Source organism: Alkalihalobacillus deserti (assembly GCF_020734105.1).
In the GTDB taxonomy this organism is placed as follows: Bacteria; Bacillota; Bacilli; order Bacillales; family Bacillaceae_D; genus Halalkalibacter; species Halalkalibacter deserti.
In genome coordinates, this window is the sequence record NZ_JAJAFR010000009.1 from 54,923 (window position 1) to 71,066 (window position 16,144).

The window sequence follows — 16,144 nt, forward strand, 5'->3', positions numbered from 1 at the left end:
GATAATATCACAAAATAACGATCTTACCAATTGATCAAAAAAGGAAATTATATCCAACCATATTTATTAGTCTCTACTAATAACTCGGTAAATTCTTTCCTTGTTAATGTAAGCGTTTCAAAGTAAACTAATGCTAGAGCAATCTTCTAAAATTACACAATTCATTGGGGTGAAAACGTATGTATGAATATTTTTTAACAGTATTTAATCCGTCTGGTGAAATTGCACTTGAAGAACGATTTGAAGCTACGTCTGATGAGGTCGCTAAGAAAAAAGGAGAAGCTTTACTGTCAGAAAAGAGCTATACCGAACATACTTATCGAATGACTCGCTCTGGTAAACTCTTATTATTTCATCGTTAAGAAACCTTTAGAAGCAATGAGCCATATGCTGCTTTTTTGCCGTTCGACTTAGTAAGGCGTTTCGAGCCATTATTCTTCTTTGATAAGGCTTTCATACTTCATTGTAACTCATCCTGTATTCACTTAAATTTTATGCTTTTCTTTTTAATAGAAAAGAGGATGTTTCAAAATTAACTTTGAAACATCCTCTTTTTAAAATTACCACACTTTTTGAAAAAACTTAATAAAACCTTAGCAAATCTCCGTAAAGAAGTTTATCTGATAAATTTAACTCCATTGCTCCTCTTTCTCTAAATGGTTCACAATTAGATTGATCTAACTCTTCTCCATCTACCTTTCTGTAACAACTACCTTTTGTATAGACAACATCATCCGTTATCACACTACCATCTCTTAGTACAGCAAACGACGATCGTTCAGGTGAAAACAAATCAGTACCAAATTGTACATCGTCTTTTGTATCCAAACCTAATAAATGCATAATGGTTGGTTTAATATCAATTTGCCCCGCTACAGTATGGTTAATTTCATGGTTCGAGTGTCCAGGAATATGAACAAACATCGGGACTCTTTGTAATTGTACATGATCAAGATCTGTAATTTCTTCTTTATTTAGAAATAAACTCATTGCTTTATTATGATAGTTAGAAATCCCATAATGGTCACCATAAATGATGAAAATGGAATCCTCATAAATTCCCTCTTCTTTTAACCGATTAAAAAATTGTTTTAGAGCATGATCCATGTAGCGCACCGTTGGAAAATAACGATTTAGTGTACGACTATTTGAATCAAATTCGTTAATTAATTTATCTTCTTCCTCTAATTCGAATGGAAAATGATTCGTTAATGTAATAAATTTAGAATAATAAGGTTTTGGTTGACTTTTTAGTAGTTCAATAGACTGTTCAAAGAAATCAACGTCCTTTAAACCCCAACCTACTGAATTCTCTTCATTCACATCATAAGAGTTGATATCAAAGAATTGATCGTATCCAAGTGAATTATACATGATATCACGATTCCAAAAGCTTTTATTATTAGCATGCAAAACAGATGAATAGTATCCTGATTCCTTCAAAATTTCAGGCAAAGCATGATATTCATTTCCAGCATGTGTGAAAAAGACAGAACCACTGTCACGTGCAAATAAAGAATTTGCTACTAGAAATTCAGAGTCTGACGTTTTCCCCTGTGCTGTTTGATGATAAAAGTTATCAAAATAATAACTCTCATTTATCAACTCATTTAAAAATGGAGTTATTTCTTCACCATCAATAGTCTCGTTAATCACAAAGCTTTGTAAAGATTCTAACGAAAGAACGATGATATTTTTTCCTTCTGCGATCCCGAAAAGCTCAGGATCTGCATCCTTATAATTATTGTTTCTGTAATCAAGAACTTCTGTAATATCTGAACTATCCGCAAAAACACGTTGCGCTTTTGATTGCGACTGTATATAACCATCATAGGCATGGTAATTTAAGATTCCAATATTCTTAACAAGCATTTCGCGGTCAAAGGAACGAGTGAGTAATTGTGGCCGTTCTATTTGAGCAATTCCTAAATTGACAATAAACAAAATAAAGGATAACGACAACATCATAATTGGTTCATGCTTCACTCGAACTTGAATAGGAACAGCCCGTTTAACGAGTAAGATGATAAGAACGATGATATCAAGTAATAAAAGTAAATCTGAAAACTTGATAAGCTCTGTTATACTTCCTGTTAAATCTTTGGCATTACTCGTTTGGAACAAAACAGGCCATGTAAGAATATCAGAGAAGAAACGAAAATACAGTAGATTTAAATATAAAATAATTGTTGCACTAAGACTTGTTAAAACGATCATTATATTTCTAGTTATACCGGCAAAAAAGAAGCTTACCCCTATTAAGAGTACAACCGAACTCACTGGATTTATCATTAATAAAAATTCCTGTAAAATATTTTCCGATTTAATATTAAATCCAATTTTGTATAGAATATATGTTTTTAAACATAAAAAAAAGACTGCTATCCAGAAAAACTTGCTTTCAACTATTTTGACTTTCATTTTAGCCATCTTTCTTTCTCCTTTCAATTAACAAAAAAGTTACATTTTATATCTATTCCTTATAATATCTTAATCCTTTCTTGAAACAAGTCAATAAAAATATTTCCTTACTTCAATACTTCTATTTAAACAGACTAAAAAAGCACCCCCCTAAATAAGGAGGGCACTGAAAAAGTCCCTTTTAGCAGATTCGAGGAAGCAGCAATGGCTCCACACGTTGCGCGCCAGCTATGAGAAACCCACTCATAGCTGGCTTAAGACAAAGCAACGGTTCCGCTCATTGCTTAAAGACCACTGAAAAAAGGTGAAAACCGTACCTTTTCAGCGGCCTCTAAATAAGGGTGATGCTTTTCTAGGCTACAGCTACAACAAGATTATATTTTTATACGTAATTGTTTTCTGAATACCTCTCGAATCATATAGGAAACCCCATTAAGTTCATTTGAGCGTGTTAACCAATCGGCAACTTCTTTTACCGAATCGGTTGCATTTCCCATCGCAACACCTAGGCCTACTTGATTAATCATCTCAACGTCTGTATCTTGAGACCCGATAGCAACCATCTCATCTGCTGAAATCGCCAAGTATTCTCCTAACGTTTGTAAGCCTCTCGCCTTAGAAACACCCGCGCTTACGATATCAATGCGTCCTGGTGCAGATTCGAATACCTTAACGCCCGCAACCACTGATTCTAACTGCTCAGTCGCTCTTCTTGCTTCTTCTTTATTGAAAAATTGAACCTGAATTTTTGGAGGAGCAATCGGTTCTTGCATAAGTTGATCACAAACAGAGTCTACAAAGGTAATCGGATAAAACAATGGATCTCCTACTCCAATTGTCATTTTCGCAATCAAATGATTTCTCTGTCTAACTTTATTTCCAATAGAATACGAATCATGCATGACACGAATATGACATTCGTATCTTTCAAGAATGTCAACAATTTGAAGTGCTTTTTCTTCTTTTATTCTCCTTACAAATATTGGTTCATCTGTAGATGAAGCGATAAAAGCACCGTCACTTGTAATCAAGCAATTATCTACTTTTAGGGCTTTAGCTAATTTTTTCGCAGCCGGAAACGGTCTTGATGTTGCAAGAGTTACGTACACCCCTTTATTCTTCACATATTCAATTGCATCCTTGGTTTGCTTGGTAATTCGCGCATTCGATTTAAGAATGGTTCCATCGATGTTTAGGGCTAGCAATCTGTAAGTCATTATCGTAAGTCCCCCTTCTCATGTTGTCCATACTTGAGTATTCATGATAAGCTTGCTCTTTATACATAAGACTATGAGAATGAAAGACTCATTAGAACCTAGACGAATGCACAAATCTTTTCTATACTATTTTAAATGATATTTTTGTTAAGGGGATCATTATGAAACGAGTCTTGTCCTATTATTATCTGCCAGTTGTTTTTTTCTTATTATTATCTTTTTCACAATTAACTGAACGAGATAGCCGAACTATTTTATTAACCATTGTTGCCTCAATTGCTATTGGTCTTTTTACTGGTTTTGTTTTACATTTAGTTACGTTAGTTATGAATAAGGTTTCAAAATAAAAAAAAACGGCATTAGCCGTTTTTTTTTGAATAGAATTTCATACTCATTAAATTCCAGCCTTAATTCACTCAATTTTTATGTTTTCCTATTTTTAAAAAAGATGACTCCAAAACCACCAACTTACACCATCTATTAAATGGTAAAGTAAATGGCTTAGGAGTCAACCGCTCTTATTCTTGTCCAGATTCTCCATAAATTTCTTCAAGAGGTTCTGTAATAATCTTGTTAACATCTCCAATAATTACGCTTAAACGTTGCTCAGCCTCCATTAATTTTGAGATTAATTCGTGTTGTTGAACAAGTTCAAACTGCTGTTGTGCTTGCTGTGCTTCTTCCTCTGTAATTTGAACCCCTTGCATTTGTTTTTGCTGAAGTTCTAGTTGTAACTGGCGAAAGTTATTGAGCATTCTTGAAGCAACTTCATCTGTAGCAATTTGTTCATGTAAAGATTTCAATCCAATAAATTCTTCACTTTCTGCAAGCGTGCGCTTTAATTCCTGAGCCTTATCGTAAACATTAGACATATGTACGTCCTCCTAAAAATTTAGTCTTACCGACTATAACATGTTCACAAAAACATTTCACCCGATAAGCTATGTTAGTGAACCCGAAAAACAAATTCATTGAATGAATATCTATAATTTGGCTCTTCAAAAAAAGCCAAGAAGCCTTTCCCCTCTGGTTGTTAAAACCAAGGACTTTGACCTAATTATCGTCAAATTAACCGATGATCATCACAATAAAGCTTTGAATTAATCCAATAATGCCGCCTAATAATGCACCAAGATACGTAATCATTTTAAATTCACGTTTCGATATCGATAATACAAGCTCTTCTAAACGTTCAACAGAAAAAGTTTGCACCTGCTCACTAACAATATCCTCTAAATGAAATCGTTTGAGTAATTCTTCTAAATGCTTCGAAAGCAAATCCAAAGTGATATCTACTCCTATTGGAATCCATTTGTCACTGATAACTTCATTGTACGTACCACTCCATTTCTTCATAGGTTGATCTAACCATTCGAAAATAGGTACACTCGATTCAATCGTTCGAACGATAAAAGAAACGAGTTCTTTTTCATTAAAATGCATTTCGAAATCTTTTAGCTTTTTTTGTTGCAACTTATTCCACTCTTGTTCTAACAATTCAACTAGCAGTTGATTCGTTCCTTCATCTCGTAGAAACTTTAAAAGTTCTGGCTGTACTTTATCAACTAAGCGATCATTACCTAGAAACATCGAAATCATATTACCAAGCGTTCCTTTTTGAGTTAAAAATCGATCAATCATTACACTAAGTTTTTCTTTCCCTTCACGACTTTCAAGAAAGGCTTGTCCTCGTACAATAATGTAATCTGCGGTATTCGGTAGTGTTTCATTAACTTTTTGTTGAAGCGTTGTCGGTAATAGCTGCTCTAATGTTTTATCGCGGTTGTTCCGAAGAAACTCAGAATATCCCGTTTTAACAAAACTCTCTGTTTTTGTTAAAAGGAACTGCTTCGGCGGCTCTTTCATACCAACATATTGTTTAATCAATTCAGTTGCGCTTTTTTCACTAGTTATTACTTTCTGTGCTTCTACCTTTAACCAACTAGTCATCCCTTCAGTGAAAACCGTACTTTTCAGCTTTTTTCCTAAACCTTCTGCCGTTATCAGATAAGCAACAACCATTTCTCCAAGTTGCTTAGCCAATTCATCATGTCGTTTAGGAATTAAACCCGGAGTGAAAGGAACTCTCCAAGACCCCAACCTAATTTCTTTATAAGGACGAAATAACATCTTTATTGCTAATGAGTTCGTTAATCCTCCTATGACCGCACCAATGACAACCATAAAGCCAATCAGATATATTGTTTGCATTTGTCTAACCACTCTTTCTGCCATTCACTATTTAGGCGTTTATCACATAGTATAATATACGCCGTTTTTCCTCGCTAGTTCTCGGGCCTATACACAAAAACACTGAAAGCCTTATTTAGAGATTGGATCTAGATATCTTACTCTTCAAAGGAGGTAAAAAGCATGAAGCTCATCTCGTTAAAGAGTCAACAATGGGAACAATACCGCAGACCAATTTTAAATTTTGTGAAGCGCTACGAATCTTGTGGTTTAAAATCCAATTATTCTTGGCTCTTTCAATTAAAGAAACACCATCTCAATCGACCTGGAACGAGTATTCAGTTAGCTTTCTGGGAAGGAAAAATCATTGGTGTTGCGGCTGTCTCAGATTACGGAACAACTCAATCAACTTTTATAATTGCACCGAAGTTCTTTAAAACTCAAGTTCCTGTTAACCTTCACACATCTTTAATTGATGAATTGGGTGTTTGTTATACAAAGGTTCCTTATGATGATCAGCAAAGAATAAAATTCGCCTTACAAGCTGGATTGGTATGCTTCGCTTATTTAAAAGCAGATCAAGACGAAATATACTTATGGTTTGGGGGAGGACATTGGCACACAACTGATATCACGGAAAAAGAAGCTTAACGGTGACCACGAACCTCATGGTATAATTAAGTAAGCGCTATTACTGCGAGGAGGAGATTCTTAATGTTGTCGCATTTTCAATGGAAGGAACTACGTAATAACCTTGTACGGCGGGAATGGTCCTTTTCTTTTTTTTTCGAAGGAACATATTTAACTGGTATCTACCATAAAGATGGATCAATTGATTGGGGAGATATTAATATATCGGATCAAAAAAAGAAACGGTTAGAATCACAAATTCATGACTTAATGCTTTATCATGTTTACGAACAACACTAATCCATGCATAAATTATTAGAACTAAAACCACTCTAATAAGAAAGGAGTGGTTAATATGTCAAATAAAGAAACCGGGTCTGATTACGAAGGTCGTGAGAAAAAGTTCGTAGACGTAGATCGCATGATTAATGAAGGACTTGGTGGTGGCACTGTACATGGTCATCAATCAGGTTTGATCGAAGAGTCTAGAGGAGATCTTGAAAAAGAGGATCCTCCAAGAACGTAAGAGTTAATCATTTTTAAGATGGTGGCTAAAACGGTGGCAAGTGTCCACCTAAGTCACCATCTTTTTTTATTAAACATATCAAACAGTTTCAATTCAAGGTGGTTTGGAGCGTATGATTAACCAATTATCCTTTTACAAATTCAGTCCTCAATAAAATCAGACAGCTTTAAGATTATTGCTCTTTTACTAGATAAACCGTTGTATTTCCACATTTGTTACAGATGATATAGTGTGGGCAAAGCTCGTCTTTTAAATCATTGAGAATTCCATTACTATACTTATTAAGATCAATTGGCATGTACGCTTCGTAATCGCCATAGTAGTCCATAACTTTTCCATAATCAATCAGTTCTTGTTGACAGGTGTCACAAGTGAGACCTAGTGAATTCATTCCATTGCAAATTGGACACATTCCCATATTTCTTACTCCTTGTTTTAGGATGATTGGATTTAAGTACATATCGACTTTAGACAGCACTCATTTAATTTTAAAAGAAAAATAAGGGGTGAGCGAACTCACCCCTTAAAGCTATAATATGAGATTATTGTTGTGTTCCGCCCATTTGTTGTTCAGCCATTTGAACTAGGCGTTTAGTAATTTCTCCACCTACAGATCCGTTAGCACGAGATGTAGTGTCTGCTCCAAGGTTAACACCGAATTCAGAAGCAATTTCATACTTCATTTGGTCAAGTGCTTGTTGTACACCAGGTACTAGCAATTGGTTTGAACTGCTGTTGTTACTTGCCATGTGTCTCACCTCCTTGTGTATTTATAGTGTGGGTTTTTTCTTGAATGTTATGTGGAATATTTGTTGATAATTTATGGAAATTATAAGACTGTCTTATTCAATTCAAAAAAAAGCTACAACCCTTAGCCGAATTGTAGCTTTTTACTTTCTTTCTCTCAATATGGCTATTTCATTAAGGCTGTTTTTATTTTCAATTGCAGACACATCCCCTAATGTATTATGCAAATAGGCATTTTTTAAAATTCGTCTCATTACCTTCCCATTCTTTGTCTTAGGCAGTTCGCTGATAAAGTGAACTCTTCGTGGTTTCAGAGCCTTCCCCATTTTAGAACTAACATAAGAAAGAAGTATTTCTTCACTCTGATTTGTTTTACTAAATTGATCGCTTAATACAACAAAACATATAATCGCATCCCCTTTATAAAAATCAGGTACACCTATAACTCCAGCCTCATGAACACTTTCATGACCAGCTAAAACTGTCTCTATTTCGCTTGGACCAATTCGCTTACCTGCAACATTTATTATGTCATCAGAACGGCCGGTTATCTTAAAATAACCTTGGTCATTTACTATGGCCCAATCTCCATGTACCCATGTAGCAGGCCATCTTGACCAATAAGTCCTAAGGTAACGTTTTGGTTGTTCCCAGAAACCATTGGTCATACCGACCCACGGTTTTGTTAATACAAGTTCTCCCACCTTGCTTTGCACAGGTTTTCCTAAGTCATCATATACATAAGCGGCCATACCAGGTAAAGCCGCATTAAATGTACTCGGTGTAATAGGACGTATTAGGATATTTCCCAATATCCCGCCCGCGATCTCTGTTCCACCAGAGTAATTAAAAATTGGGATCTGTTTTTTTCCTATTTTATTAAAAAGCCATAGCCAAGAATCATCATTCCAAGGCTCTCCTGTTGAAGCAATAACACGCAAGCTAGCAAGTTTAGATGGAATCCATTTTTCGCCGTGCTTCATAAGAGACCTTATTAAAGTTGGAGAAATACCTAAGTGAGTCATTTTATACCTAGCAACCATTGACCATATTCGATTAGGACTGGGAAAATCCGGACTTCCTTCATACAAAACAATGGTAGCACCATTTATTAGTCCTCCGTACACTAAAAAGGGACCCATCATCCACCCCATATCAGTATACCAAAACAAAATATCCTCATGTTTTACATCCATTCCAATACCTGCATCAAAAGCTGCTTTAATCGGAAACCCTGAATGTGTGTGCACGGTTCCTTTTGGTTTGCCAGTTGTACCTGAAGTATAGATTAACATCAGAGGATCATCACTGCTCATCTGCTCGGTTGAATTGGTCAAATCCTTTGAAAGAAGATCATTCCAATCATATTCTCTCTCATCCTTTTTCGTTGTGATTCCTAATCGTCTAACAACGACAACACGCTCTACATGAGGACAAGAAACTAATGCCTCATCTAAATCCGCTTTCATCAAAACCGTCTTCCCTTTTCTATTGAAGCCATCAGCTGTAATTACAAGCTTCGCCTCTGATGCTGCTATTCGCGTTGCAATGGCTTCAGATCCGTATCCAGAAAAAATAGGCGTAAAGATAGCACCGATTTTGGATACTGCCATCATCGCAATGACTGTTTCTGGTAACATTGGCATATAAATTGCGACGACATCACCACGTTTTATTATTAAACGTTTAAGTCCAGATGCTACCCTTTCTATTTCACCTGCAAGTTCCCTGAAGGAATAGCGCTTACATTCTCCGTCCTCTCCTTCCCAGATCAGGGCCTCTTTTTCCTTCATTAAAGGGTGTCTTGCCCATTTATCTATTGACATGTCAAAAGCATTTAACTTTCCATTAACAAACCACTTCGTCCATTCAATCCCTTTTGAAGCATCGATAACTTGATCGTAAGGCTGATACCATGGAATCGCTAGTTCCTTTTCTACCTCTTTCCAAAACCAAGCAGTATCATTAATCGATTTCTGATAAAAAGATTCATAATCATTAAAGCCTAGTGTTTGCATCCACTTAAATAATCTTGTTCTTTCAATAAAATTATTAGAAGGGATCCATTTTTTCTCAGTCATAACCTACACCCCTCTTTTAAAATCACACAGGATACACAGCATGTTTTCGTTCAGTAAATTGAATTTCCTTTGATGCATATACTTTAAAACGTTTCACTAGTTCTGACCGCAAAGCATTACCTTCAACGATTCCGTCAATCACCATCTTTGAAGCTAATTGATACACATCAATATTTTCTTTGTATTCCTTTCTTTTAGATTGAATAAAAGCCATTCGTTCCTCTTCTGGAAGTTCAGCAATTTTATTGGCGTAAACAGCATTGACTGCGGCTTCTGGTCCCATCACTGCAATTTGCGCTTGAGGTAAGGCTAAGCAACAATCTGGTTCAAACGCTGGTCCTGCCATTGCATACAAGCCAGCTCCATAAGCTTTTCTCACAATAACTGAAATCTTCGGAACTGTAGCTTCAGACATCGCTGCAATCATTTTTGCTCCATGACGAATGATGCCAGCGCGCTCCACTTTAGTACCGATCATAAAACCAGGAATATCCGCTAAAAATAAAAGAGGAATGTGATAAGCATCGCAGAGTGTAATAAATTTGGCGGCTTTATCAGCTGAATCGGGAAATAAAACTCCTCCTTTAGCTTTCGGTTGATTCGCAATAATCCCAACTACTTGACCACCTAAACGGGCAAACCCTGTAATTAGTTCTGGAGCAAATAATTTCTTTATCTCAAAAAACGAATGAGCATCAATTAATCGTTCAATCAGGTCATGCATGTTAAATGAAGCGTTTTGATTTGATGGAATTAAATCTTCAATCGTTTGTTCAAAGGATTGTATTGCCTTGGCTTCAGTAGATTTTGGCTTTTCTTTATAACTAGCTGGAAAATAGTCAAGGTAATTTCGAGCTAGTGATATAGCCTCTTCTTCAGAAGCTGCAAGAATATCTCCACAACCAGAAACGGAACAATGCATCCTCGCACCTCCCATTTCTTCAAGAGAAACTTTTTCTCCAATAACCATCTCTGCCATTCTCGGAGAACCTAAATACATAGAAGCATTCCCATCAACCATAATAACGGCATCACAAAAGGCTGGAATGTAAGCCCCACCTGCTGCAGAAGGCCCAAATAACAGACATACTTGTGGAATCCTCCCCGATAACTTAACTTGATTATGAAAGATTCGACCTGCTCCTCTTCTCCCTGGGAACATGTCTACTTGATCCGTGATTCTTGCACCTGCAGAGTCGACTAAGTAAAGCATAGGAACATGAAGCTTTTGGGCAGTCTCTTGAATTCGAATTATTTTCTCAACTGTTCTAGCCCCCCAAGAACCAGCTTTAACCGTTGAATCGTTTGCCATTACACAAACGGTTTGACCATTAATGGTACCGATACCTGTGACAACACCATCGGCTGGCAAACCTTCTGCCATTGCATTCGCAAAGAAACCATCTTCTATTTCAGTCCCTTCGTCAAATAAAAGCTTAAGGCGGTCGCGTACAAATAATTTTCCTTTTTCTTCATTTAATTTATGATATTTAGTCGATCCCCCTTTATTGATTTGTTCAATGTATTCTTTGTATGACCTTTTTGAATTCATTCCTAATCCCCTCCTACTGACCTTTGTAATGAGGTTTTCGTTTTTCTTCAAAAGCTAGTAATCCCTCTAGACGATCTTCTGTGACAATTGTTTTTTCATACGCATTGGTTTCAATCGTCAAGGATGTATTTAGATCAACATCTATCCCTAAATTAATCGCTTTTTTTGCTTGGCGAACTGCGATGGGCCCATTGCCAGCTATTAGGTTAGCTAATTTCAGCGCCTTTACAATAACTTCCTCTTGTTTTTCTACGTGCTCCACTAAACCAACCTCTTTAGCTTCTGCACCAGTTATTTTAGAAGATGTAAAAATTAATTCTTTGGCTTTACCTACTCCAATCAAGCGAGATAATCTCTGTGTTCCTCCTGCCCCTGGAATGATCGCAAGCGACGTCTCTGTTAACCCATAATGACCAAGCAAACTGCCAATTCTAATGTCACATGCCAAAGCTAGTTCTAATCCCCCACCAAGTGCAGTACCATTCATCGCTGCAAGCGTAGGTTGCTTTAATGCAGCAATTCGGTTGATAATCATTTTATTTTTTTGAAGTGCAAAACGCACTTCTTGTTCATTCATTTTTTTTCGTTCTTTTAAATCTGCTCCTGCGCAAAACACATGATCATTTGCTCCCGTAAAAATAACCACTCTAACGGACTGATCTTCCTCAATACTTGATAAAAAATCGTTTAATTCACGTAGTAGCTGAAGAGAAAGAGCATTTGCTCTCTCAGGGCGATTAAGCGTTGCAACGACAATGCCATTTCGTTTCTTGTCAGTAAGTAGTGTTTTCATCGTCAAAACCCTCCTTATGATCTTGGGCCATTGCCAATTGCAAATGATGACTAGGAAGATCTCTCCCTAATTTTCTTTGAATCCATTTCGCACATTCTAATAATTTATTAAGCTCAACCCCTGTCTTAGCACCTAATCCTTCGAGAAGGTAAATGAGATCTTCAGTAGCCACATTTCCTGATGCTCCCGGAGCATATGGGCACCCACCAAGTCCAGCGGCTGATCCATCAAAAGCTCGAATCCCTAACCGGTATGCAGCAAAAACATTCGCTAATGCTGTACCTCTTGTATCATGCGGATTTGGGACAAGGGCCCCAAAGATCACATTTATATTTTTTTTTACGCCCTTTACTACTTCACTTGCATCAGACAAAGCAGGAATCCATTTCGGATGAACAAACGAAGTCAATTCAATATAAGAAAGTCCAGTTTCACTTAATTGGTTAATCCAGTTAATCTTGTCTTTCGTTTCAACCCATTTTTTTTCATTTTGTAACCCATCTCTAGGTCCTACTTCTCGAAGTCTCACAGAATGATTCGTCAATTCCTTCCTCCTCACTTTAACTCTCAAGTTCAATCAACACTTCATCTTCGTCGATAAAGTCTCCCTCTGCCCTTTTAATCACTTTGACGGTACCACTTTGTAGTGATTCAACAGGTATTTCCATTTTCATTGATTCTAATATTGCTACTTCTTGCCCTGCTGTGATTCGATCCCCCACTGAAACAAGAATTCTCCAAACATTCCCTGCCATCATTGTTTTAATTACATTCATTTCCATCATCCTTTTTTATAGTGTTTTGTGACAAATTCTGTAGTCACATCACCCGCTTGAAAAATCGAATTCCCGATTATTTCTTGAAGCATTGGAATATTGGTTTTTATCCCTTCTATTTGATAGTTGTTCAAAGCCTCTTGCATTCTTTCAATTGCCTCTATTCTAGTTGTACCTTTAACAATCAGTTTAGCAATCATAGGATCATAGAAAGGGGTAACGACAGTTCCTTCTTCGACCCCCATTTCATGATGGATATGGCTTGCACATGGTCTACTTAATTTTGTAATCGTTCCTGGTGAAGGATAAAATGTCTTTGAGTCTTCGGCATAAATTCTCGCTTCAATTGCATGACCATCCTGTTTAATCTCTTCTTGATCCAACGTGAGCTTTTCACCAGTTGCAATTCTAATTTGCCACTCGACCAAGTCTAGTCCTGTCACTTCTTCCGTAACCCGATGTTCTACTTGAAGACGGGTGTTCATTTCAAGGAAATAGATATTCTTCTCTTGATCAACTAAACATTCAATTGTTCCTGCATTTGTATAACCAAGGGATTTAGCAGCAGTGACGGCCATCATCCCCAGTTCCTTTCTGAGTTCTTCATCAAGAAATGGAGACGGAGATTCTTCAATCACTTTTTGATTCCTTCGTTGGACGGAACAATCCCGCTCCCATAAATGAAGAACCTGACCATGATGATCAGCAAGTAGTTGAATTTCAATGTGTCTCGCTTCTTTAATTGACTTTTCAAGAAACATTTCATCATTTCCAAAAAACATCTGTGCTCGTTTTCGATTAGAAGAGAACACTTTCGTTAATTGCTCAGCATTTTCCACTAACTGCATTCCAATTCCACCACCTCCAGCAGACGCTTTTAACATTACTGGATAACCAATTGTTGTAGCTGCTTGAATCGCCTCTTCTTCATTTTTAATAGGAGATTCTGTTCCTGAAATGATTGGAAATCCTGCTTCTTGCATCGCCTTACGTGCAGCGATTTTCTTTCCCATAAGGTCAATCATCTTAATGCTAGGACCAATAAATACAAGGTCTTCTTCTGCACATCGCGTTGCAAATTCGGGATTCTCAGACAATAATCCATAACCAGGATGAATCGCTTCTGCCTGACTCTCTTTCGCAACTTCAATGATTCTATTTACATTTAAATAACTTTCATTTACTTTAGGTGGACCAATTAAAAAAGCATAATCCGCGTTCTTAACATGAAGAGCCCCTTGATCAGCTTCCGAGTATACGGCAACCGTTTCAATCCCTAGCCTTTTACAGGTTCGCATAATTCTTACCGCTATTTCTCCACGATTCGCTATTAATATTCGTTTGAACATCTGATCACCACCCTTTTCAACAACCCAACTGTCTAGCAATCACGAGACGTTGTATTTCTGATGTCCCTTCACCTATCTCAAGTAATTTAGCATCTCTTAGCATTCGTTCGATTCCATATTCCTTCATGTATCCGTATCCCCCATGGATTTGAAGAGCATGGTTGCAAACTCTTGTTGCCGTTTCCGATGCAAATAATTTCGCAAATGCCGCTTCCTTAGAAAAGGGTTTCTTCCAATCTTTTAACCAAGCCGCTTTCAAGACCATCGTTCTCGCCAGTTCAATTTCCATTGCCATATCTGCAAGCTTAAACTGTATCGCTTGAAAATTTGAAATGGGTTTCCCAAATTGTTTTCTTTCTTTGGCGTAAGCAAGAGCTTTATCAAAAGCAGCTTGAGCAATCCCCACTCCTAAAGCACCAATTGAGATTCTCCCTCCATCTAACGTGTAAAGAAATTGTTTAAAGCCCTTGGTTAGATCTCCTAAAACATTTTCTTTTGGTACTTTGACATTCTCTAACACTAACTCACATGTATTAGATGCACGAACACCCATTTTTTCGTAATTACAACGAATCTGAAAACCCTCAATACCTGTTGGTACAATAAAAGCTGAAATGATACTTTTCCCTCTATCGTCAACACCTGTCTTAGCTGTAACAATTACGCATTTCGCATACCCAGCGTTGGTAATCCAACATTTCTCTCCATTAATGACGTAGTAATCACCATCTAGCACAGCAGTTGTTCTTGTACCACCCGCATCTGAACCAGCGTTGGATTCAGTCAGTCCAAATGAACCTAAAGATTCACCTCGTGCAAGTGGGACAAGAAAATCTTGTTTTTGCTGCTCTGTACCAAAATAGTAGATTGGACTTGCTCCTAGCGATACAGCGGCAGCGTAACTAAGCCCAGTGCCTCCACAAGCACGACCGATTTCCTCTACTGCAATCGCATAAGTGACAGTGTCTCCACCGGCCCCCCCGTATTCCTCAGGGAATGGCAACCCCAATAAGCCTAGTTCTCCCAATTTTTTAAATACTTCTTCCGGAAATACCGAATTTTCATCCCATGTCTTAGCATTTGGCTCAATTTCCCGTTTGGCAAACTCTCTGACCATTTCTTTTACGATCTTTTGTTCTTTTGTCAAATCAAAGTCCATATAGCTTCCCCCTCGATAAGTGGTGAGCGATCGTTCAGTTCAAACAACTACTTATCTCCAATATACGTTAGCTCTATGTTTATCATGACATTATTGTAAGCGTTATCATAATTACAAAAGCATAAGTTCCGGAGTACGTGTCTTATAACTACCTTCTCCTCCACCACCAATGATATGGACATGGCTATCAATGAATCCTGGTACAACCAATTGATTTTCTGCGGTTATTTCGTTTACTTCTATGTTCAACGAAGTCACATCAATCTGATCGTCAATCGCTATTATCTTTTCTCCTGCAATCAGGACATCTTTCTTTCCTATGTAATCTGGTGTATATACTTCACCTTTTCTAATAATGGTAACCATCTTATCACTCCAGTCTTATTTTAGATTGTCCCATATTTACATTTTTTGTTTACACCCTTACGAAAAAATTTTAACATCTAATTTAAAAGGATAGGATAAATAGACGTAAAAAAATATCGTATAACCTGAGATCATATAATTGAGTGCATCCAAACCCTTATCGTAATATAGATGAAAGTCGCTTCTTACAATATAATTACTTTTTCAGTTACTATTACTTACCTAGTAAAAGAAGAATTAACAGGTTAATTGTTAATTTATAGATAATAATAATAAAAGGTTATGAGCATTTAAAGCCCACCAACTATTTATGATAAAATTGGAATGGAATATAACA

At 36.9% G+C, this 16,144-nt stretch carries 18 protein-coding genes and 1 pseudogene; 5 read left to right on the forward strand and 14 right to left on the reverse strand.

Annotated elements, in window-relative coordinates:
• Positions 1-179: 179 nt before the first annotated feature.
• On the forward strand, positions 180-362 hold the full coding sequence (locus tag LDX58_RS16265) for a YhzD family protein (RefSeq protein WP_227937873.1): 183 nt from the start codon (positions 180-182) through the stop codon (positions 360-362).
• 220 nt (positions 363-582) lie between these two features.
• On the opposite strand, the gene LDX58_RS16270 is transcribed toward LDX58_RS16265, so the two are convergent.
• Positions 583-2,430 (reverse strand): LTA synthase family protein, encoded by a 1,848-nt coding sequence (locus LDX58_RS16270; protein WP_227937874.1) that lies wholly within the window; start codon positions 2,428-2,430, stop codon positions 583-585.
• A 365-nt stretch (positions 2,431-2,795) separates the two neighbouring features.
• Positions 2,796-3,638: a Cof-type HAD-IIB family hydrolase gene (locus LDX58_RS16275; protein WP_227937875.1), complete on the reverse strand. Its 843-nt coding sequence runs from the start codon at positions 3,636-3,638 to the stop codon at positions 2,796-2,798.
• 161 nt (positions 3,639-3,799) lie between these two features.
• Between LDX58_RS16275 and LDX58_RS16280 the strand changes: the two genes are divergently transcribed.
• Complete coding sequence (locus LDX58_RS16280) at positions 3,800-3,985, forward strand: hypothetical protein (protein WP_227937876.1); 186 nt, start codon at positions 3,800-3,802, stop codon at positions 3,983-3,985.
• Between the two features lie 171 nt (positions 3,986-4,156).
• Here LDX58_RS16280 and LDX58_RS16285 read toward each other — a convergent pair whose 3' ends face one another.
• Together LDX58_RS16285 and LDX58_RS16290 are read right to left on the reverse strand one after the other, a co-directional pair.
• The gene (locus LDX58_RS16285) at positions 4,157-4,510 is read right to left on the reverse strand and encodes a YlbF family regulator (RefSeq protein ID WP_227937877.1); all 354 of its coding nucleotides are present in this window, start codon (positions 4,508-4,510) and stop codon (positions 4,157-4,159) included.
• Positions 4,511-4,706: 196 nt separating this feature from the next.
• On the reverse strand, positions 4,707-5,849 hold the full coding sequence (locus LDX58_RS16290) for a DUF445 domain-containing protein (protein WP_227937878.1): 1,143 nt from the start codon (positions 5,847-5,849) through the stop codon (positions 4,707-4,709).
• Positions 5,850-6,011: 162 nt separating this feature from the next.
• On the opposite strand from LDX58_RS16290, the gene LDX58_RS16295 reads away from it, so the two are divergent.
• The 3 genes from LDX58_RS16295 (at position 6,012) to LDX58_RS16305 (ending at position 6,984) form a co-directional block, all read left to right on the forward strand.
• A complete protein-coding gene (locus LDX58_RS16295) occupies positions 6,012-6,479 on the forward strand; it encodes a hypothetical protein (protein WP_227937879.1) in 468 nt (155 codons plus the stop codon).
• 63 nt (positions 6,480-6,542) lie between these two features.
• Positions 6,543-6,758, forward strand: coding sequence for a YheE family protein (locus tag LDX58_RS16300; RefSeq protein ID WP_227937880.1), 216 nt, complete (start codon positions 6,543-6,545; stop codon positions 6,756-6,758).
• 55 nt (positions 6,759-6,813) lie between these two features.
• Positions 6,814-6,984, forward strand: a complete 171-nt coding sequence (locus LDX58_RS16305) for a hypothetical protein (protein WP_227937881.1) — start codon at positions 6,814-6,816, stop codon at positions 6,982-6,984.
• Positions 6,985-7,156: 172 nt separating this feature from the next.
• On the opposite strand, the gene LDX58_RS16310 is transcribed toward LDX58_RS16305, so the two are convergent.
• From LDX58_RS16310 to LDX58_RS16355, 10 genes and pseudogenes are all read right to left on the reverse strand, one after another.
• Positions 7,157-7,402 (reverse strand): hypothetical protein, encoded by a 246-nt coding sequence (locus LDX58_RS16310; protein ID WP_227937882.1) that lies wholly within the window; start codon positions 7,400-7,402, stop codon positions 7,157-7,159.
• Between the two features lie 124 nt (positions 7,403-7,526).
• Positions 7,527-7,733 (reverse strand): alpha/beta-type small acid-soluble spore protein, encoded by a 207-nt coding sequence (locus tag LDX58_RS16315; RefSeq protein ID WP_227937883.1) that lies wholly within the window; start codon positions 7,731-7,733, stop codon positions 7,527-7,529.
• A gap of 141 nt (positions 7,734-7,874) precedes the next feature.
• Positions 7,875-9,812 (reverse strand): AMP-binding protein, encoded by a 1,938-nt coding sequence (locus LDX58_RS16320; protein ID WP_227937884.1) that lies wholly within the window; start codon positions 9,810-9,812, stop codon positions 7,875-7,877.
• Between the two features lie 22 nt (positions 9,813-9,834).
• Positions 9,835-11,364: an acyl-CoA carboxylase subunit beta gene (locus tag LDX58_RS16325; protein ID WP_227937885.1), complete on the reverse strand. Its 1,530-nt coding sequence runs from the start codon at positions 11,362-11,364 to the stop codon at positions 9,835-9,837.
• 13 nt (positions 11,365-11,377) lie between these two features.
• Complete coding sequence (locus LDX58_RS16330; RefSeq protein ID WP_227937886.1) at positions 11,378-12,157, reverse strand: enoyl-CoA hydratase; 780 nt, start codon at positions 12,155-12,157, stop codon at positions 11,378-11,380.
• Entirely contained in the window at positions 12,138-12,701 is a 564-nt protein-coding gene (locus LDX58_RS16335; RefSeq protein WP_227937887.1) for a hydroxymethylglutaryl-CoA lyase-like TIM-barrel protein, read from the reverse strand. Before LDX58_RS16335 ends, LDX58_RS16330 begins: the two co-directional genes overlap by 20 nt.
• Before the next feature lie 16 nt (positions 12,702-12,717).
• Positions 12,718-12,933 carry an acetyl-CoA carboxylase biotin carboxyl carrier protein subunit gene (locus LDX58_RS16340; protein WP_227937888.1) on the reverse strand — a complete coding sequence of 72 codons (216 nt, stop codon included), beginning with the start codon at positions 12,931-12,933 and terminating at the stop codon, positions 12,718-12,720.
• Between the two features lie 5 nt (positions 12,934-12,938).
• On the reverse strand, positions 12,939-14,282 hold the full coding sequence (locus LDX58_RS16345; protein ID WP_227937889.1) for an acetyl-CoA carboxylase biotin carboxylase subunit: 1,344 nt from the start codon (positions 14,280-14,282) through the stop codon (positions 12,939-12,941).
• A gap of 16 nt (positions 14,283-14,298) precedes the next feature.
• A complete protein-coding gene (locus tag LDX58_RS16350; RefSeq protein WP_227937890.1) occupies positions 14,299-15,441 on the reverse strand; it encodes an acyl-CoA dehydrogenase family protein in 1,143 nt (380 codons plus the stop codon).
• Positions 15,442-15,558: 117 nt separating this feature from the next.
• Positions 15,559-15,807 (reverse strand): annotated as a pseudogene (locus LDX58_RS16355) (beta-aspartyl-peptidase); the annotation flags it as partial.
• Positions 15,808-16,144: the final 337 nt, after the last annotated feature.